Source organism: Arthrobacter sp. GW822-FHT05G07 (assembly GCF_058799755.1).
The window spans coordinates 180,095-198,082 of the sequence record NZ_JBXALT010000009.1 but is presented as its reverse complement, the minus strand read 5'-3'; the positions used below and the strand labels follow the sequence as shown (position 1 = coordinate 198,082).

The 17,988-nt window shown below is 62.5% G+C and carries 15 protein-coding genes; 12 read left to right on the top strand and 3 right to left on the bottom strand.

Annotation, left to right across the window (positions count from 1 at the left end):
- The first annotated feature begins 196 nt into the window (after positions 1-196).
- The 3 genes from AC1RJY_RS16710 to AC1RJY_RS16700 all read left to right on the top strand — a co-directional run bounded on the left by AC1RJY_RS16710 (position 197) and on the right by AC1RJY_RS16700 (position 3,694).
- Entirely contained in the window at positions 197-1,141 is a 945-nt protein-coding gene (locus AC1RJY_RS16710) for a carbohydrate ABC transporter permease (protein WP_011775935.1), read from the top strand.
- A complete protein-coding gene (locus AC1RJY_RS16705; RefSeq protein ID WP_498602765.1) occupies positions 1,134-2,075 on the top strand; it encodes a carbohydrate ABC transporter permease in 942 nt (313 codons plus the stop codon). The genes AC1RJY_RS16710 and AC1RJY_RS16705 overlap by 8 nt, the downstream gene beginning before the upstream one ends.
- 248 nt (positions 2,076-2,323) lie before the next feature.
- Positions 2,324-3,694 (top strand): ABC transporter substrate-binding protein, encoded by a 1,371-nt coding sequence (locus AC1RJY_RS16700; RefSeq protein WP_011775933.1) that lies wholly within the window; start codon positions 2,324-2,326, stop codon positions 3,692-3,694.
- Positions 3,695-3,782: 88 nt separating this feature from the next.
- Here the strand turns inward: AC1RJY_RS16700 and AC1RJY_RS16695 are convergent, their stop codons facing one another.
- Positions 3,783-5,801 (bottom strand): beta-galactosidase, encoded by a 2,019-nt coding sequence (locus AC1RJY_RS16695; protein WP_498602764.1) that lies wholly within the window; start codon positions 5,799-5,801, stop codon positions 3,783-3,785.
- Positions 5,802-6,007: 206 nt separating this feature from the next.
- Here AC1RJY_RS16695 and AC1RJY_RS16690 point away from each other — a divergent pair, with 206 nt between their 5' ends.
- Genes AC1RJY_RS16690 through AC1RJY_RS16670 form a run of 5 tightly spaced genes read left to right on the top strand, consistent with a single transcriptional unit; the run spans position 6,008 to position 11,180 of the window.
- Positions 6,008-7,294 (top strand): ABC transporter substrate-binding protein, encoded by a 1,287-nt coding sequence (locus tag AC1RJY_RS16690; protein ID WP_011775931.1) that lies wholly within the window; start codon positions 6,008-6,010, stop codon positions 7,292-7,294.
- 30 nt (positions 7,295-7,324) lie between these two features.
- Positions 7,325-8,275 carry a carbohydrate ABC transporter permease gene (locus AC1RJY_RS16685; protein ID WP_011775930.1) on the top strand — a complete coding sequence of 317 codons (951 nt, stop codon included), beginning with the start codon at positions 7,325-7,327 and terminating at the stop codon, positions 8,273-8,275.
- Entirely contained in the window at positions 8,272-9,195 is a 924-nt protein-coding gene (locus AC1RJY_RS16680; protein WP_011775929.1) for a carbohydrate ABC transporter permease, read from the top strand. The genes AC1RJY_RS16685 and AC1RJY_RS16680 overlap by 4 nt, the downstream gene beginning before the upstream one ends.
- A gap of 20 nt (positions 9,196-9,215) precedes the next feature.
- Complete coding sequence (locus AC1RJY_RS16675; RefSeq protein ID WP_011775928.1) at positions 9,216-9,866, top strand: hypothetical protein; 651 nt, start codon at positions 9,216-9,218, stop codon at positions 9,864-9,866.
- A gap of 39 nt (positions 9,867-9,905) precedes the next feature.
- Positions 9,906-11,180: an MFS transporter gene (locus AC1RJY_RS16670; RefSeq protein ID WP_498602763.1), complete on the top strand. Its 1,275-nt coding sequence runs from the start codon at positions 9,906-9,908 to the stop codon at positions 11,178-11,180.
- Between the two features lie 111 nt (positions 11,181-11,291).
- Here the strand turns inward: AC1RJY_RS16670 and AC1RJY_RS16665 are convergent, their stop codons facing one another.
- Complete coding sequence (locus AC1RJY_RS16665) at positions 11,292-13,391, bottom strand: DUF6807 family protein (RefSeq protein WP_498602762.1); 2,100 nt, start codon at positions 13,389-13,391, stop codon at positions 11,292-11,294.
- A 260-nt stretch (positions 13,392-13,651) separates the two neighbouring features.
- On the opposite strand from AC1RJY_RS16665, the gene AC1RJY_RS16660 reads away from it, so the two are divergent.
- The 4 genes from AC1RJY_RS16660 to AC1RJY_RS16645 all read left to right on the top strand — a co-directional run bounded on the left by AC1RJY_RS16660 (position 13,652) and on the right by AC1RJY_RS16645 (position 16,736).
- Complete coding sequence (locus AC1RJY_RS16660) at positions 13,652-14,659, top strand: acetylxylan esterase (protein ID WP_498602761.1); 1,008 nt, start codon at positions 13,652-13,654, stop codon at positions 14,657-14,659.
- A 220-nt stretch (positions 14,660-14,879) separates the two neighbouring features.
- The gene (locus tag AC1RJY_RS16655) at positions 14,880-16,028 is read left to right on the top strand and encodes a 3-deoxy-7-phosphoheptulonate synthase (protein WP_498602760.1); all 1,149 of its coding nucleotides are present in this window, start codon (positions 14,880-14,882) and stop codon (positions 16,026-16,028) included.
- Between the two features lie 232 nt (positions 16,029-16,260).
- Positions 16,261-16,473, top strand: a complete 213-nt coding sequence (locus tag AC1RJY_RS16650) for a helix-turn-helix domain-containing protein (RefSeq protein ID WP_017199160.1) — start codon at positions 16,261-16,263, stop codon at positions 16,471-16,473.
- A 164-nt stretch (positions 16,474-16,637) separates the two neighbouring features.
- Positions 16,638-16,736, top strand: a complete 99-nt coding sequence (locus AC1RJY_RS16645) for a 30S ribosomal protein bS22 (protein WP_003792170.1) — start codon at positions 16,638-16,640, stop codon at positions 16,734-16,736.
- 166 nt (positions 16,737-16,902) lie between these two features.
- On the opposite strand, the gene AC1RJY_RS16640 is transcribed toward AC1RJY_RS16645, so the two are convergent.
- Positions 16,903-17,898 carry a DUF559 domain-containing protein gene (locus tag AC1RJY_RS16640; protein ID WP_498602759.1) on the bottom strand — a complete coding sequence of 332 codons (996 nt, stop codon included), beginning with the start codon at positions 17,896-17,898 and terminating at the stop codon, positions 16,903-16,905.
- Between the last annotated feature and the right edge of the window lie 90 nt (positions 17,899-17,988).

Sequence of the window (17,988 nt, the reverse complement as noted above, 5' to 3'; positions counted from 1 at the left end):
TACGGAGCCGCTGATCGCCCGGACTTAAATCCAGGCCTTCAGGGGGTAGCGCCAGCAGATCGGCTGCATCCCGGACGGCAAGCACCACCAAGACTCGAACTCCGTGGATGGCCACGATGACCAAAGGAGACCACATGGCCGCTGTACTACGCACGGGGACGCCGCAAGGCGTTCGCGCTCCGGCGAGGGGGAAACAATGAGCGCCATAGGCGAACTCTCCACCATGACCCGTCGCAAGGGCCCCATGACCAAGGAAGAGAAGAAAGCAAACGGCCGCGACAACAAGGCCGCCTACATCTTCCTCTTGCCGTGGTTGGTGGGCTTGGTGGCCATCACTGTTGGACCCATGCTCATGTCCTTGTACCTGTCCTTCACGGACTACAACCTCCTGCAGCCGCCGGAATGGGTGGGGCTGGATAACTTCATCCGCATGTTCGGCGACGCCCGTCTCCACAACTCGCTGCGGGTCACCTTCACGTATGTACTGGTGGGTGTACCCCTTCAGTTGGGTGTGGCCCTGCTGATCGCACTGGTCCTGGATAAAGGCCTGCGCGGCCTTCCGTTCTACCGGTCCATCTTCTACTTGCCGTCCCTGCTGGGCGGATCGGTGGCAGTTGCCATCCTGTGGAAGCAGATCTTCGGCACCACCGGCCTGGTCAACCAGATCCTGGCAATGGTTGGCATTGAGGGTCCAGGCTGGATCTCGGACCCCAACACCGCTCTTGGCTCCATCATCCTGCTGCACGTCTGGACTTTCGGCAGCCCGATGATCATCTTCCTGGCCGGCCTGCGCCAGATCCCGGTGATGTATTACGAGGCCGCGAAGGTTGACGGTGCCACCACACTGCAGCAGTTCTGGCGGATCACCCTCCCGATGCTGAGCCCCATCATCTTCTTCAACCTGGTGTTGCAGATCATCGGTTCGTTCCAGTCGTTCACGCAGGCGTTCATCGTCTCCGGCGGCAACGGCGGCCCATCCGACTCCACCATGTTCTTCACCCTGTATCTCTACCAAAAGGGCTTCGGCCAGTTCGACATGGGTTACGCCTCAGCGATGGCCTGGTTCCTGCTGGTCATCATCGGCGTCTTCACCGCCATCAACTTCATCGCTTCAAAGTATTGGGTGTTCTACGATGACTAAACTCCAAACCCTCCCCGCCGCCTCCGGTACCTCCGCAGGAAAGGACGGCAAGTCCGGCAAGAGCCCCCGACGCCGCGAATCACCAGGCAGCCTGGCCTTCAGCCGCAGCGCCCGCATCAAAGGCCTGGTCAAGCACGCCATCCTGATCATCGTGGGCGCGGTGATGATCTACCCGCTGCTGTGGATGGTGGTTTCCTCCCTCCGCCCCAACGACCTCATCTTCCGCGAACCCGGCCTGTGGCTGGAGAGCCTGGAGATGAGCAACTACACCGATGGATGGTCAGCGCTGACCCACCCATTCGGGCACTACATGGTCAACTCCGCGATCGTGGTCCTTGGCTCGATTCTCGGCAACTTGATCTCCTGCTCCATGGCCGCCTACGCTTTCGCCCGCCTGCAGTTCAGCGGCAAGAAGCTGTTCTTCGGCATCATGCTGCTGACCATCATGCTGCCGTTCCACGTGGTGATCGTGCCCCAGTACATCCTGTTCTCGCAGATCGGCTGGGTGAACACCTTCTGGCCGCTCATCGTGCCCAAGCTCCTTGCGACGGACGCATTCTTCGTCTTCCTCATGGTCCAGTTCATCCGCGGCATCCCCAAGGACCTCGACGAAGCCGCACGCATTGATGGTGCCGGCCACCCCAGGATCTTCCTCCGTGTCATCCTGCCCCTGATGGTCCCGGCCCTGGCCACCACCACCATCTTCACGTTCATCTGGACCTGGAACGACTTCTTCGGTGCCCTCATCTACCTCACGGACCCGGACATGTTCACCGTCCCCGTAGCTTTGCGGGCCTTCGTCGACTCGCAGTCGGCAACCAGCTGGGGATCGCTCTTCGCGATGTCCATCGTGTCCCTGCTCCCGGTGTTCCTGGTGTTCCTCTTCGGCCAGCGATTCCTCATCAAGGGCATTGCCACCACGGGCATCAAGTAGATCCATCGTTACTGCCACGAGCGTCACGTCACGAGGGGGCGGCGGGTGCCGTCCCCTCCGGTGGGCGCGCCCTCCGGCTATGTTGGCCCTCCGGTATGCGCCGCGCCTTAGGCGAGTACCGCCGTCGAGCTATTCACCAATCAAGGCAAGTTGCATCTTGTAATACAAGATTGTGACTTGTATCATAAATCCCAACGAGAAAACGCTTTCTCAGTTCGCATCAAGATCAAAGAAGATCGGAGACCACAGTGCCGGTAAGTCCAAAGGGTGAAGCAGTCGCCCCCGCAACCGCCGCAGAAACCCGCGCGTCAGCGCCGAAGGCCAAGCGCAGGCTTCGTGCCTCCGCCCTCGTGGCGGCAACAGCTGCCGCGGTCCTCGCACTCACTGCCTGCGGTGGCGGCGGAGGATCCGAAGCCAAGAGCGCCGATGGCAAAGTGGAACTTCGCTTTGCATGGTGGGGCGGCGACAAGCGCGCCCAGGTGACGCAGGCAGCCATCGCGGCCTTTGAGGCCGAGAACCCCAACATCAAGATCAAGCCTGAGTACGGCGACTGGAGCGGCTACTGGGACAAGCTGGCCACCCAGGTCGCCGCCAATGATGCTCCGGACATCATCCAGATGGACGAGAAGTACATCACTGAGTACTCCACCCGCGGTGCACTGCTGGACCTCTCCAAGTACGACATTGATACCTCCAAGCTGGACGAAGCCGCTTTGGAAGCCGGCAAGGGCGAGGACGGCCTCATGGGCATCGCCGCAGGCATCAACGCTGCCACCATCCTGGCCAACCCGGCAGTCTTCCAGGCCGCAGGCGTCGCACTTCCGGATGACAAGACCTGGACGTGGGAAGACTTCGAACGCATCGCCGCCGAGGTCACTGCCAAGTCGCCCAAGGGAACGTACGGCGCGGCTGCCTACGGCACGGATGAAGCCTCCCTGGGTGTCTGGCTGCGCCAGAACGGCAAGTCCCTGTACACCGAGGACGGCAAGCTGGGCTTCGAGCCGTCGGACATTGCCGAGTGGTGGGCTTTCCTGAAGCAACTCAGCGAGAAGAAGGCTGTCCCGTCTGCATCCGAGGTTGTTGAAGCCGAAGCAGCACCGCTCGACCAGAGCGGCCTGGCAACCGGTAAGAATGGCCTGGCATTCTGGTGGTCCAACCAGCTTCCGGCCCTCGAAAAAGCTGCCGGCGGTGAACTGCAGGTCCTGCGCTTCCCCTCCAAGACGGGCAAGGCCGCTGATGCGAAGCTTTGGTACAAGGCTTCCCAGTTCTGGTCGGCGTCATCGCGCACCAAGCACCCTGAAGAGACCGCCAAGTTCATCGACTTCCTGACCAACAACGTCAAGGCCGGCGAAGCACTCCTGGCAGACCGCGGCGTTTACCCGAACTCGGAGGTTCGCGAGGCAATCGCACCCAAGCTCGCAAAGGCCGACGTCAAGGTTGTCGACTTCATCGACCAGATCAAGGGAGAACTTGGCGAAGCTCCGGCCGCACCACCGAAGGGTGCGGGAGCCATCCAGGAAATCGTGAAGCGTTACACCTCGGAGGTCCTGTTCGACAGGCTCTCCACCGAGGAAGCCGGCAAGAAGGCCGTGGACGAGATGAAATCCGCCATTAGCTAGCTTTCCAGCGACGGGAACCGCGCCCCGGGTTGGTCCTTCGGGATCAACCCGGAGCGCGGTTTTTTCGTGTGCCCGCCAGTCAGTTGAGTCAGTCTTCCGCGATGACGGCCACGGCTCCGGCGGGTACCACTCCCGTAAAGCGCGCGCCGCTGAGCAGTTCGCCGCCGTCGGCCTTTACCGTAACGTCCTCCTGGCTGTGGTTGATGGCGAACAGGAACGTGCGGCCGTCAGCGGCCCGCCGTCGCGTAAGTTCGACGCCGGCAGACATCTCGGTCACGGCCCTCACCCCTGCTTCCTCCACGAGTCGCGCGGTGAGGGAGTCGATGCCATCGGCGTCGGGAAGCGTGGCGAGGTACCAGGCAGAACCCGTTCCGACGGAACGCCGCGTCAATGCCGGCACCTCGCCGAGCGGGTAGTCGGTGAACGTTGCCAAAATCTCCGTACCCTCGGCCGCGTGGACGTGCTCGCTCCACACGGACCCCACCGTCCCATCGCTCAACGTGACCGACGTGCCGGGGAAGAGCGGGTGGAACTCCTCACTCCGAACCCCCAACAGTTCGCGGAAGGCGCCGGGGTAGCCGCCCAATCGAACGTGGTCCCGTTCATCAACTATGCCGCTGAAGTAGCTGATCAGTACTGTGGCACCACCCTCCGCGGCTGCCGCAATGGAGGCAGCCGCGGCGTCAGCGACGGAGTACAAAGTGCACACCAGGATGAGGTCATAACCGGACAAGTCCGAGGACGGGTGGACGAAGTCCGCGGTGATCCCGCGCTTATACAGGGAACGGTGGAATGCCCGCATGGTGTCCAGGTATTTCAGCGAATTGTTCGGGTGTGAATCCAACTCCGAAGCCCACCAGGCCTCGTAATCGAACACGATCGCAACACGGGATTCCACCCTCGATCCCTTGACGGTCTCCAGCTTGGACAGCGCGTCGCCGAGGTCCACCACGTTCCGCCACACCTGGGTGTCGCGGCCGCCGTGGGGAACCATCGCTGAGTGGAATTTCTCCGAGCCGGCCTTGCTTTGACGCCACTGGAAGAACATGACGGCGTCGGCGCCGCGGGCTACGTGCGTCAGCGAGTTTCGAAGCATTTCGCCGGGCATTTTGGGCTGGTTGTGGGGCTGCCAGTTGACCGCAGACGTCGAGTGCTCCATGAGGATCCACGGCTCGCCGCCCGCCACGCCGCGCGTGAGATCGGCGCTGAAGGCCAGTTCGATCTCCCGCTCGGGGTCAGCCGCCACCAGGTAGTGGTCGTTGGCAACCACGTCCATGTCCTTGGACCAATCGAAGTAATCCAGGGCCTTGGTGGCGCTGGAAACCATGAAGTTGGTGGTCGCCGGGATGCCCGGGGTGACTTCGCGGATAACGGCCAGCAGCTCGCGGTAGTAATCGATGAAAGCCCAGGAATTGAACCGGGCGAAGTCCAGTTGCTGCCCGGGGTTCAACGTGGTGGGAGCTGCGCCCGGCGGGATGATCTCGTCAAACGATGCGTAGTGCTGGGACCAAAACGCCGTTCCCCAGGCCTCGTTGAGGGCCTCGATGGAACCGTAGCGGCGTTCCAGCCAAGCGCGGAAAGCGGCGGCGTCTTCCTCGCCATGGAACTCGCCAACGTGGCAGCCAAGTTCGTTGTCCACGTGCCAGAGTGCCAAGGCCGGGTGGTTCTTGTAGCGTTCGGCGATGACCCGCGTCATGGCGGTGGCGTACCTGCGGTACACGGACGACGACGGCGTGTAGTGGCGTCGCGAGCCACGTTCCAGCCGGATTCCTTCCGCGGTGACGGGCAGGATCTCGGGGTATTTGCGGGCCAGCCAGGCAGGGGGAGAGGCTGTGGCGGTCGCCAGCGCCACTTTGATCCCGGCCCCGTGGAGGTTGTCCATGACATCGTCCAACCAGCCGAAATCGTAGTTCCCTTCAGAGGGCTCCAGGAGACCCCAGGAGAATATGCCGACGCTCAGGAAGTTGACTCCGGCTTCCTTCATGAGCTCGATGTCCTCGAGCCGGATGTCCTCCGGCCACTGCTCGGGGTTGTAGTCACCGCCGTAAGCGAGGCCGTGGATGCTGTTCCAGACGGATGGACTGCGGGGGATTTCGGGGGAGGTCAAGGGGACTCCTTCGTCAGGTTGGCCGTGCTGGTACTGGTGGTACTGAAGGTATGAGTGCAGCGTACCGGTCAAATTGCGATCTTTGGAAAACGCTTGCCCAGATTCTTATTTAGGGATATTGTATCGATTCAGAACGAGTGTAAGCGAGATCACTGCCACGTTGTAGAGAACTCGGAAGCTTGCACCAACTGAGCAAGGAGGCTCTCATGATCGATAGAAGGAAATTCCTCACCACGGTGGCTCTCGGCACTGCATCTGCCGCGTTCCTCTCCGCTTGTGGCCAGTCCTCGTCCAGTGGACAGACCGGTTCCGCGGAGAACCCCGTCACCATCACCTACACCTGGTGGGGCAACGATGACCGTGCCGAGCGCACCCGCAAAGCCATTGCCCTGTTCGAGTCCAAGAACCCGGACATCAAGGTCAACGGCAACTTCTCCGACTTCCCCGGCTATTGGCAGAAGCGCGCTACCGAAGCTGCCGGCGGTGGACTGCCGGACGTCATGCAGTGGGACCTCTCCTACCTGCGTGATTACGGTCAGCGGAACCAGCTCTTGGACCTGGGCACCGTGAAGATCAACACGGACGCTTTCGACAAGTCCCTCCTTCCCTCGGGCCAGATCCGCGGCAAGACCTATGGCATCCCCACCAGCACCAACGCCTTTGCGGTCTACTACGATCCCGCCAAGCTCGCTTCCTTGGGCATTGCGGAGCCGGACGGCACCTGGAATTACAAGGAGTTCAACGCTTTCCTGGCCGAGGTTGGAGCCAAGGGCAACGGCACGTTGTTCGGCGGCACCGACTACACCGGCATCTGGTGGAACTTCAACATCTGGCTGCGCCAGAACAACATCCAGGCCTTCACCGAGGACGGCAAGCTTGGATTCTCCAAGGACGATCTGAAGAAGTGGTGGAACCTCACCGCGGATCTGCGCGGAACCGGGGCCATTGTTGGCGAAGACAAGGCCACCCAGTTGCTGCCCAAGTCCCCGTTCGGCTCCAACGTCACCGCCACGGAAGTTACGTGGGACAACTTCATGGCCGGCTACCTCGCTGACAGCGGTGCCAAGGAACTCAAGCTGGTTCCTGTTCCGTCGGATGACCCGGACAACCTGGGCCTGTTCCTGAAGCCGTCAATGCTCATGGTGGCCAGCGCCAAGACCAAGTACAAGGATGCTGCTGCCCGCTTCATTGACTTCATGGTCAACGATCCCGAGGTCGGCCAGATCTTCAAGACCTCGCGCGGTGTCCCGGCGTCGAAGACCCAGCGCGACGGCACCACCTTCGAAGGCACGGACAAGCTCGTGGTCGATTACGAGAAGTCAATCGAGAAGTACCTCAAGGACGCTCCGGAGCCGCCCATCGTTGGTTTCGGCACGTTGGAGTCCACATTCAAGCGCGTCACCCAGGACCTCAACTACGGCAAGCTCACCGTGGACGGCGCAGTTGATGCGTGGTTCAAGGAAGCCGAAGACCTCATCAAGCAGAACGCCTGATACAGGCTTCATAACTGACGGACTGATCTCGTGACTCAAAGCCCAACCCTGAGCAGGCGCACCGCCTCCGCTCCCACGCAGCCGCGTAAATCGCGGCGGCGCGGGGCGGACGCCCGCGCCGGCTACACGTTCCTGTTGCCCTGGCTGCTGGGATTCATTGCCCTGACCGTGGGCCCGATGATTTCCTCGCTGTACCTTTCCTTCACCAACTACAACCTCTTCGATGCCCCCAAGTGGATCGGCTTCGATAACTACGTCACCTTGTTCCAGGACGAACGGTTCCTGCAGTCGGTGGGTGTGACCATGCAGTACGTGGTCTTTGGTACCCCTCTCAAGCTCGCGGCGGCGTTGGCGATCGCGATGCTGCTCAACAGCAAACGCAAGGGCCAGGGTTTCTACCGGTCCGCGTTCTACGCCCCCTCCCTGATCGGCGCCTCGGTGTCCATCGCGATCGTCTGGAAGGCCATGTTCGGCGATTCCGGCCCCGTGGACCAAGGCTTGTCCTTCTTCGGGATCAACCTCGGCGGTTGGGTGGGTAACCCCAACATGACCATGGGCATGATGATCCTGCTGACCGTGTGGCAGTTCGGCGCCCCGATGGTCATCTTCCTGGCCGGCCTGAAGCAGATCCCGGTGGACCTCTACGAGGCAGCCTCGATGGACGGCGCCGGCCCGGTGCGGAAGTTCATGAACATCACCTGGCCCATGCTCTCCCCGGTGATCTTCTTCAACCTGCTGATGGAAACCATCCACGCGTTCCAGATCTTCGCCTCGGCCTACATCATCTCCAACGGCGAAGGCGGCCCGGCAGGATCCACCCTCTTCTACACCCTCTACCTGTACTTGCGCGGTTTCTCCGATTTCCGGATGGGCTACGCCTCGGCGATGGCCTGGCTCCTGGTGATCGTGGTCGGCATTATCACGCTGATCTTCTTCAAGACCTCCAAGTCCTGGGTCCACTACAGCGGTGATGCAAAGTGACAACCATGGCAACCCCCACCCAGCCCCGAGCAACAACAACCACTCCGGCGCCGGTCTATAACCCGAAGTCCGAGTCCACCTTGGCCAAGCGGATCAAGAGCACCATCTTCCACATCGTGGCCCTGGCACTGGTGGCGATGGTCCTCTACCCGGCCCTATGGATGATCTCGGCCTCGTTCAAGCCGAACTCCGAGATCGGCGGCGCGAACAATGCGTTGTGGTCCAACAACTTCAGCTTCGATAACTTCGTCACGGCCATGGAAGGCATCGGCGGGGTCTCCACGCTGACGTTCTTCACCAACTCGCTGATCCTGGCCGTCGGCGCGGTGGTGGGAACCGTGCTCTCAGCGAGTATCTCGGCCTACGCCTTCGCCCGGATCAACTTCCCCGGCCGAGGACTGTTCTTCGGCATGATGATCGCCACCTTGCTGTTGCCCTTCCACGTGGTGATCATCCCGCAGTACATCGTGTTCCAACAGCTCGGTCTCGTGGATACCTACGTGCCGCTGCTGATCGGCAAGTTCCTCGCCGCAGACGCGTTCTTCGTGTTCCTCATGGTCCAGTTCATGCGCGGCCTGCCGGCCGAACTCGACGAAGCAGCGCGCATCGACGGCGCCGGACACGTCCGCATCTTCGGGTCCATCATGCTCCCGCTGATGAAACCGGCCCTGATCTCCACCTCCATCTTCTCCTTCATCTGGAGCTGGAACGACTTCCTGGGCCCGCTGCTCTACCTGAACACCCCGGACAAATACCCGCTCCCGCTGGCGCTGCGGCTCTTCGTGGACCAAACCCAATCCTCGGACTACGGTGCCATGATCGCCATGTCCGTCCTGGCGCTGCTCCCGGTCTTGGTCTTCTTCCTGGTCTTCCAGCGCTACATCGTCGAAGGCGTCTCAACGCAGGGCCTCAAGGGCTGACGGACACGGAAGAGAGAAAAATGAGCACTATGAACGCCACAGGCAAGCCGTCCGGGAACCCCGGGATTCCGGTCAACCGCTTTGCCCTCTTCGCCGAGACCATCCTGGCGGGAGTCATCGTGCTCCTCCTCTCCGTCCCGTTGGTGACGGCGCCGGCTGCCTACGCGGCCGGCGTCGCGCACCTGGAAAGGCACCTCAGCGGCAGGGACGATTCCCTGCGAAGCCTGTGGGGCAATTTCCGCCGTGCGCTGCCCGGCAGCTGGAAGATGGGAATCACGACGGCGGTAGCCGCCGTCGTGATTGTCCTGAACCTTTTGCTCGCACTGGTGGGTCAACTGCCCGGCCGGGCAGCGATCCTGCCCGCCACGCTGATCCTCGCCGCGGCAGGCGCCGTGCTGTTCCTGCGCATCACCGCCAACTGGAGCGGAAGCGTGACCTGGAGCGGCGACGCCGGCCAACAACCCGCCGTCGTTCCCGGCCCGCAACGGTGGGCTGCCGCCTATGCCAACGCCAAGGCTGATGCGGTGCGCGACTGGACCGGCTCGCTCCTGCTGCTAGCCGCAGTCTTCATGACCGTGGTCTTCGTCTGGATGCTGCAAGCCCTCTTCGTCATCGTCCCCGGGACCCTGGTCCTGGCCGCAGCCGCCGTCAAGATCCGCTCCCATCGCTAAGAATTCCCAACCAACCCGCTGAATCGAGCAGAACACTCCGTGTCGCCGCGCCCGTTCCCACTGCGCCCCAAATCCACCACACCGCGTGCCCGCTCCACGGAAAGCTGGCATTACCCGCTGAGGCACCATAACTACCGGATCTTCGTCACCCTCTCCCTTGTGGGGAGTGGCGGGGTGTGGATGCAGCGGCTCGCCCAAGACTGGTTGGTGCTGCAGCTAACGGGGAGTCCGGCCGCCGTGGGCCTCGCAGTTGCACTCCAGTTCCTGCCCATGCTGGTGGTGGGTCCCATCAGCGGCATCCTGGTGGACCTTTTCCCCAAACGCCGTATCCTCCTGGTCTGCCAGTCCGTCGCCGCGTTGCTGGCCGCCGGCCTCGCCGTGTGGAACGCGATGGGCGGCACGGATGTGTGGGTGGTCTACGCATCCTGCATTGCCTTGGGCGTCACCAGTGCGATCGATGGGCCTGCGCGGCAGGTGTTCGTCAACGAGGTGGTGGGTGACGCAGGGCTGCCGGCCGCCATCGGCTTGAACAGTGCGATTGGTCAGTTGGGGGCCATGGCAGGCCCGGCACTGGCTGGTGTGGTCATCGCCCAGGCTGGTCCGGCTGCGGCATTTGCGGCCAACGCTTTGATAGGGGTTTCGGTCCTGGTGATGATCGCGTCCATCAGGCCTGGCGAACTGCACCACGCTCCCGAAGCGTCTGACCCCACAGCCCGGAAAGGCCAGATCCTCGCCGGCTTCCGTTTCGTCCGCGCCCGTCCGCCTCTGCTTCTGACCATGCTGCTCGCGGGACTGCTAGGCGCTTTCGGCATGAACGGTCCTGTAGTTCTCGCGGCTTTCGCGGACGGAGTGTGGCACAGCGGACCTGCCGGCTTTGGGCTCTTCAATACTGTCAGCGCCTTGGGAGCACTGGCAGGCGCGTTGGTGGCAACAAGGATCAAACGCTTCGGACGGAAAGGGATTGTGGCCAGTGCCGGGCTCTTCGGCCTGACGCAAGGGCTCGCTGCTGTGATGCCCACGCAGGAGTGGTTCGTGGTGATGCTCATCGTGGTGGGCTTCATGACCCTGGTGTTCCTCACAAGCGCAGCCACGGCGGTGCAGCTCGAGGCCGGCGCCAGCGTGCGCGGCAGGGTTCTGGCACTGTATTTCCCACTTCTCCTGGGCGGTCATGCGCTGGGTGGCTTGCTGGCAGGGTGGCTCACGGAGGACTTCGGCGTCCGCACGGGGCTCGTGGTCACGGGAGCGCTGGGCATGGTCTCGGCGGCCGTGATCGGTTTCCTGCTCTGGCGATACTCGGCCCGCCGTCGCTCCTAGCGGGCCGCCGGTAATTGCCCAACACCGTGACTTCGCGTTGCGGGGCCCGTTCTGCAGGCTATTCATGGCAAATACCATGCAGGGCGGGCCTCACAACGCGTCAGCGAGCACTCATCTGCCTGAAACCAAGCCCTCGATCTCCGCTACATCCAACGTTCCGTCGCTGATCCACACGGTGTTGCTGCGGGTGAGGGAGTCACCTGCAGCCAGTTCTACGGCGGTGTCCCATGCCAGTGCAGAACCGACCGCCGGGTAGTCGCTGCAGCGCACGAACCACGGGTCCGGCGACTCGGAAGGTGCGCCAAACACCAAAGTGGCAGGGCCGCCGTCGAACTCTCCCGTCCAAGCGAGCCACGGCGCCACTGAACCGTGCACGGAAGGCTCGCCCTCGGCTGTGGAGGAAAAGACGCGCGGGGCGGCATTGGCAGGAAGCCGCCAGAAGAATCCGCCATAGCCGCTGCCGGCGGCACCGTGCGAGCCGGGACTGCCCAGCGAAACATCCACGACGGCGGTGAGCCGGGTCTGGATGTCGAGTCGCCACGTGAGCGCATCAAGGTTTGTGCGCTTCAGTGAGCGGCGTTCCGTGAGGACCAGGCTGCCGTCGGCTGCGAGCCAGTTGAGGCCAATCGTGGTGTGGTCTTTTTCCCGGGCGATGCTTGCCGTTTCGATCCTGCCGTGGTCCTTCACATCCACGTACTTCCCCGCGGTTCTGCGGTAGCTGCGGCCGCCCCAGAAATTGCTGCCGTTGACGTCCTGCAGGGCGAATCCTGCGCCGAGGTGCCATACGTGGTCTGAGGGCAGGTGATCCGTAACCACCACGCCGGCCTGTGTGGATACCGGGTGCAGGTAGGGCCGTGGGGACAGATCCGGCTCGAGGGTGCTTCCGGTGCGGAGGACGGCGGCGGCGTTGGCAGGGGTGGCGGCAGGGCCGGCATCGTCAGGTGCGAAGAGCGCCTCGGCACCAGAGGTGACCGGGCGTGCCCAGGGGAGACCCAACTCGGAGAAGGTGGCGTGGGCGCGCGTGGCGCGTTCCAGGATGTCTTCAATGTTCGGAATCACTGCGTGGGCTTGCTCGCCCTTTCCTACCCATTTCACACATTCTGTGGGAATCAGCGCAGGTGCCTCTGCTGTCCGGATGGCTTCCAGTACCTTCATGAAGGCGCCGCTGTGGTGGAGCGGGCTGAGCAGTGGCGTGCCTTGGGACAGGTGCTGGAGGAGGTTCTCGGTGAGATCGTCTCGACCGAAGGTGTGAGCGGTTTCGCCCGCTTCGGTGCGGACCGTCACCCGGTCCTCTGTGTAGTGGAATACTGCCGTACCCTCGGTGCCGTGGAGCGTAACGTAAGGTTCCACGGATTCGCTGGCGCAGAGCGTGAGGGCGCAGGTGATGGGCAAACCGTTGATGGTCCGCATGCGGACCACTGAGGTGTCGTCCGCTTCGATGTCATTGGCGCGGTGGAGGTCGGTTTCCACGGATACGAGATCCTGTGCCTCCCTGGCTCCGGCGATGCGGAGTGCGGTGGCGATTGCGTGGGCCAGCGGATTGGTAGCAACGCCGTCCACCACATCCACGCCGTCGAGACTACGTTTGCCTGCCCAACGGGACCGCTTGTAATAGGCGCGATCCCTGACCCAGCGGCCCGTAGCGGAAATCCCCTTCAGGGCACCGATGCCGGGGAGCTCTGCCGTAGCTTCCCCGCTGGCCAGATTCTCCAACGCCGCCAAGGCATGGGATCCGAGGCTCTGGAAACCGATCTGAACGCTGCGGCCAGCTTTAGCCGCCGCTTCCTGGAGGCGGAGGAAGTCGCTCATCGAGGCAACCGGGGGCTTCTCCAAGTACAGATCAGCCTCGGAAGCGAGCACGGAAAGGGCCAGTGGGGCGTGGGTCTGAATGGGAGTAGCCACGATGATGACGTCCGGTCCGTGCTCGCCGGCCAGCAGTTCGTCCAGATTGGCGTGGATCGCCGTGGTCTCAGGCAAAGCTCCGGTCGCCGGCGGATGAGGGTCGGCCACGGCCACGAGGTCCACGATGCCCTGCTTGCTGAGCCGCTCCAGGTTGCGGAGGTGGTGTGTGCCGAAGCCGTGGACCCCCACTAGGGCGATCCGGGCGGGGGCAGTTACCGCGGCAGGCCCGGTTGAAGCTGCAGTCCCGGTTGAAGGGGCAGGCCTGTTGGGTGTTGGGCTGCTGACGGACTCGGTGGAAGCGGTGTCCATGGCTCTCCTCGGCTGGCGCGGCAACGATGGCGCGTGACGCCGTCGTCTGGGTCTTCACAAAAGTGTTCGGGCGGGTTTAGGCTACACCTGAGCAAGCGCTTTCCCGGGACGAATACGTTTAGTTTAGCTCGACCGACTTCAAAATGTAACGATTCAAACCAGCCAGGCCGAAAACCTGTGATGACGTAGGATGTCCTCTACCAGAACAACCCGCAGCGCCTGAATCAGCCCAGTAAGACCCACCTGAACCGGAACGGACCATGCCCCTTTTTGACCTTCCCCTTGATCAGCTCCGCAACTACACCTCCAACGCCGCGGTACCAGCCGACCTTGAAGAGTTCTGGGACCGGACCATCACCGAGGCCCGAGCCTTGCCGTTGGACGTTGTCTTTGAGCCCGTGGACAACTACCTCACCGTAATCAACACCTTCGATGTCACGTTCTCCGGCTTTGGGGGAGACCGCATCAAGGGATGGCTGCACGTACCCTCGCAGCTCGAGCCGGGGGAGCATCTTCCCGTAGTTGTGGAATACATCGGTTACTCCGGAGGGCGCGGCCTGGTCAACCAGAACACCCGCTGGGCCCAAGCCGGTTACGCGCACTTCATCATGGACACGCGCGGGCAGGGCTACGGCGGCGTTTCCGGAGACACCCCGGATCCACACCCGTCGGCCGGTGGGATTAACTACGCCGGCCTCATGACGCGAGGCGCTGATCACCAGGACAATTACTACTTCCGACGGGTCTACGTGGACGCCTTCCGTGCGGTAGAAGCGGCACAGAGCCACGCCGCCGTCGACCCTTCCAAAGTGGTGCTGGCGGGCGTTAGCCAGGGTGGCGGCATCACTGTTGCTGCTGCCGGGCTGACGGCTGGAAGGCTCGACGGCGTCATCGCCGCGCTGCCGGACGTCCCGTTCCTGCAGGACTTCCCTCGCGCGATCGACATCACCCCGCGTGGTCCGTACCCCGAGATTGCCGGGTTCTTGGGCCGGCACCGGGAAAAGTATGAGCCCATGCTGGGAGTGCTGAACTACTTCGACGGCGTCCACCTCGGCCGCAACGCCATAGTGCCGGCGCTGTTCTCGGCTGCGCAGATGGACGATATCTGCCCTCCATCAACGGTGTTCGCAAGCTTCAACAACTACGGCACAGGCTCTGGCGGGGTTGAGAAGGACATCGAGGTGTACCGCTTCAACAACCACGAGGGCGGCCAAGAGCACCACTGGATCAAGCAGTTGCAGTTCCTGCGCAAACTCCTGTCATCTTGATGGACGCGATTTGCCCGCGGTGAAGAACCGCGGTTATGGTGTGGCTATGACTAAGCGTTGGTATGCGTATTTTTCGTTGGCTCTGGAGGGGCCCGCGTCTAACTGACACGCATCCAACTTTCCTTCAGAGCCAACAGGGCAGAGATTATTCTCTGCCCTTCGCCATATCCGGCGGGTTCTGAAAAGGGGCCCGCTCCGCATCCCGGAACAGGACCCAGAAATGACCAGCATCGCCGCAGAACCCACTGAATCGCTCCACTCCGCTACCGCCGCGGACGCAGCACAGCCCGCTACCTCCAACCTGCGGGTTGCACGCTTCGAGCCACTTCCGGCCCCGCAGGACCTCATCGCCGAGTTGCCGCTGGACGCCCGCTCAGCTGCCGTCGTCGACCGCGGCCGCGATCAGGTCCGCGCCATCATGGACGGGGTAGACGATCGCCTTCTGGTGATCGTGGGCCCGTGCTCCATCCACGACCCCAAGGCCGGCCTCGAATACGCCCGCCGGTTGGTCAGCCAGGCGGAGAAGCACAAGGAGGACCTGCTGGTCGTCATGCGGACCTACTTCGAGAAGCCGCGCACAACCGTTGGCTGGAAGGGCCTCATCAACGATCCCCACCTGGACGGCAGCCACGACATCGCCGCTGGCCTGCGCGCGGCCCGCGGCTTCCTGAAGCAGGTCACCGCGTTGGGTCTGCCCACGGCCACCGAGTTCCTTGAACCCATCAGCCCGCAGTACATGGCGGACCTCGTCTCTTGGGGCGCGATCGGCGCCCGCACCACCGAAAGCCAGATCCACCGCCAGCTCGCATCCGGGCTGTCCATGCCCATCGGCTTCAAGAACGGCACCGACGGTGATCTCCAAGTGGCCATCGACGCTTGCGGCGCCTCCGCCGCTGAGCAAGCCTTCCTGGGAATCGACGACGACGGCCGCGCTGCTCTCGTAGCGACGTCCGGCAACCCGGACACCCACGTGATCCTCCGCGGTGGACGCAAGGGACCCAACTACTCTGCTGCAGATGTCGCAGCCGCTTCCGCCAAGCTGGCTGCCAAGGGCCTGAACCCGCGCTTGATCGTGGACGCCAGCCACGCCAACAGCGGCAAGAGCCATCACCGCCAGGCCGAGGTTGCCTTGGAAATTGGCGCACAGCTCGAAGCTGGTTCTTCCTCGCCGATTGCCGGCGTGATGCTGGAGAGCTTCCTGGTGGGCGGCGCGCAGAACCTCGACGTGGCCGAGCAGCTTTCCGGGGAGCAGGAGCTCGTGTACGGCCAGAGCGTCACGGACGCCTGCATGGAGTGGGACGTCACGGCCTCGGTGTTGGAGCAGCTCGCAGCGTCGGCCCGGAAGCGCCGTGCGGTGGTTGCGGCGTAGATCCGCTGAGTGGGTTCCCTGCGCATCATGCCGTGCCCACGGCACGACGCGCAGGGAACCCACTAAACGGGCGGGACCGGGGCTTACCCGGGCCTCCAAAGTTGCTGGGAGCTCTTTCACATTGGCCCCATCAGCCTCTAGAGTATCTAGCACATGGTTGTTTGATGGCTCAGCATCGGCACACCGTTCCACTGGGGGTGTCCTACTGTCTGAGAGCAAAGGAATATGGGAAATGTCCGCGGAGACTAACTTCTCGAATGCGCGTTTCATGACGGTGGCCGAAGTGGCCGACGTCCTGCGTGTTTCCAAAATGACTGTGTATCGCCTGGTCCACTCAGGGGAAATGCCCGCCGTAAGGTTCGGCCGTTCCTTCCGGGTTCCTGAAGAAGCTGTTGCCCAATACCTCAAAGGTGCTGTGGTGGACGGGCAATCCGAGACCGCCTGAGACCAGCCGGGGTCCGTCCCGCGGACGGTGGTCATGGGGTGCCCCTTTGAAGCGGTACTCTGTTAAGGAACGTTTTACGTCAATGTAAGAATCTGTCAGTTGTACTGTCTGCTTCCGCGGATCTGTTCCAACAGACAGGAACTTCTAGTTTGTAAGGAACTTTCGTGGGTTCAGTTATTAAGAAGCGCCGCAAGCGTATGGCCAAGAAGAAGCACCGCAAGCTGCTTCGCAAGACTCGCCACCAGCGCCGCAATAAGAAGTAGAGATACTTCATCAAGCGTGAATGCCCGTTGCCTCTCGAGGTGGCGGGCATTTTTGCATCCCAACCCTCTCTCACGTCCCTCGGGTTTGGGGCCGTCCCTCTCTCAGGTCCCTCGGGTTTGGGGCCGTCCCTCTCTCAGGTCCCTCGGGTTTGGGGCCGTCCCTCTCTCAGGTCCCTCGGGAAAAGCCCGAACTGACTGCAGGATCCCGCCATGCGACCCGCAGGGCCCTCTTAATCTTTTGGATGGCGGACGAAAAGTTGTCGGCTAGGTCGTCCTTGCCGAATTTGAGGACCGTCCAGCCGGCTGCTTCAAATGATTTGTCACGTCGCCGATCGCGAAGTATCTGTTCCTGCTCAAGGTGATGATCGCCGTCGTACTGCATGGCTACTCGCCGATCACGGTAGCCCAGATCCGCGGACGGGGAGAACGGATCGTTTGGCCGGAGTTGCACTTGCAGCTCCGGTTCTGGGATGCCGGCGTCCAACATCGCCAGCCGGAGCAGCGACTCGGGCGCAGAATCGGCGCCAACCCGCATGAGGTCGAGCGCTTCTCGTGCCCGAACCACGCCTTGCAGATTCTTGTGCCTGCCAACCATTTTGCGAAGAGCCTCCAGCGACGTGAACGGCTTGTCGCGTCCTTCGAAGTTCGGCCGGGGCATGCGTATGAGTTCATCACCCATGCAGACGAGCTCAGGGACGGGCAGGCGTCGCGCGAGATCCAACCAAATCCGCGACCGTGTGCTCATCCTGATGCCTTGGACATACTCGACCTCGTCGTCGAACGCTACTACCGTGTGTCCGATCACGCCCTTGCGCCGCACTGACGGCAGGTGCCTCGGCTTGCTCAGATGCAATTCATTGGAATCCGCCAGCCAGGGCGGCAGGCATGCACCATGGAGCCTGGCGGCCGTCACATGGGAAATCCAAGCGCCGGGACTTACAACCGACAGCGATCGGGCAGCCGCAGAAAGCTCGAAATTCCAATCGGAAGGCCGGTAAATACCCCGGCTAACTCCATCGACCTTGATGCGATTCCAGAGGTAGGACTGACTAAGGCCCGCAGCCTCCGCCTCGTCCAAGGTGAACGGGCCGGCGGTCAGTCGGGGAGGAAGAGCAGTGGCATTTTGCATACCGGCATTCTTGCCCAGAAATGCTAAAGCCATCGAAAGTTATCCACAGGCTTGTTATGGCCCAAGTGGGATGTGAGAGAGGGTTGGGCTCAAGGCCGAGGGATGTGAGAGAGGGTTGGGGTC

Bases quoted from the DNA above. Each gene is read 5' to 3' on its own strand.
- AC1RJY_RS16710 (WP_011775935.1), top strand. From the start codon at position 197: ATGAGCGCCATAGGCGAACTCTCCACCATGACCCGTCGCAAGGGCCCC.
- AC1RJY_RS16705 (WP_498602765.1), top strand. From the start codon at position 1,134: ATGACTAAACTCCAAACCCTCCCCGCCGCCTCCGGTACCTCCGCAGGA.
- AC1RJY_RS16690 (WP_011775931.1), top strand. From the start codon at position 6,008: ATGATCGATAGAAGGAAATTCCTCACCACGGTGGCTCTCGGCACTGCA.
- AC1RJY_RS16675 (WP_011775928.1), top strand. From the start codon at position 9,216: ATGAGCACTATGAACGCCACAGGCAAGCCGTCCGGGAACCCCGGGATT.
- AC1RJY_RS16665 (WP_498602762.1), bottom strand. From the start codon at position 13,391: ATGGACACCGCTTCCACCGAGTCCGTCAGCAGCCCAACACCCAACAGG.
- AC1RJY_RS16660 (WP_498602761.1), top strand. From the start codon at position 13,652: ATGCCCCTTTTTGACCTTCCCCTTGATCAGCTCCGCAACTACACCTCC.
- AC1RJY_RS16655 (WP_498602760.1), top strand. From the start codon at position 14,880: ATGACCAGCATCGCCGCAGAACCCACTGAATCGCTCCACTCCGCTACC.
- AC1RJY_RS16650 (WP_017199160.1), top strand. From the start codon at position 16,261: ATGTCCGCGGAGACTAACTTCTCGAATGCGCGTTTCATGACGGTGGCC.
- AC1RJY_RS16640 (WP_498602759.1), bottom strand. From the start codon at position 17,898: ATGGCTTTAGCATTTCTGGGCAAGAATGCCGGTATGCAAAATGCCACT.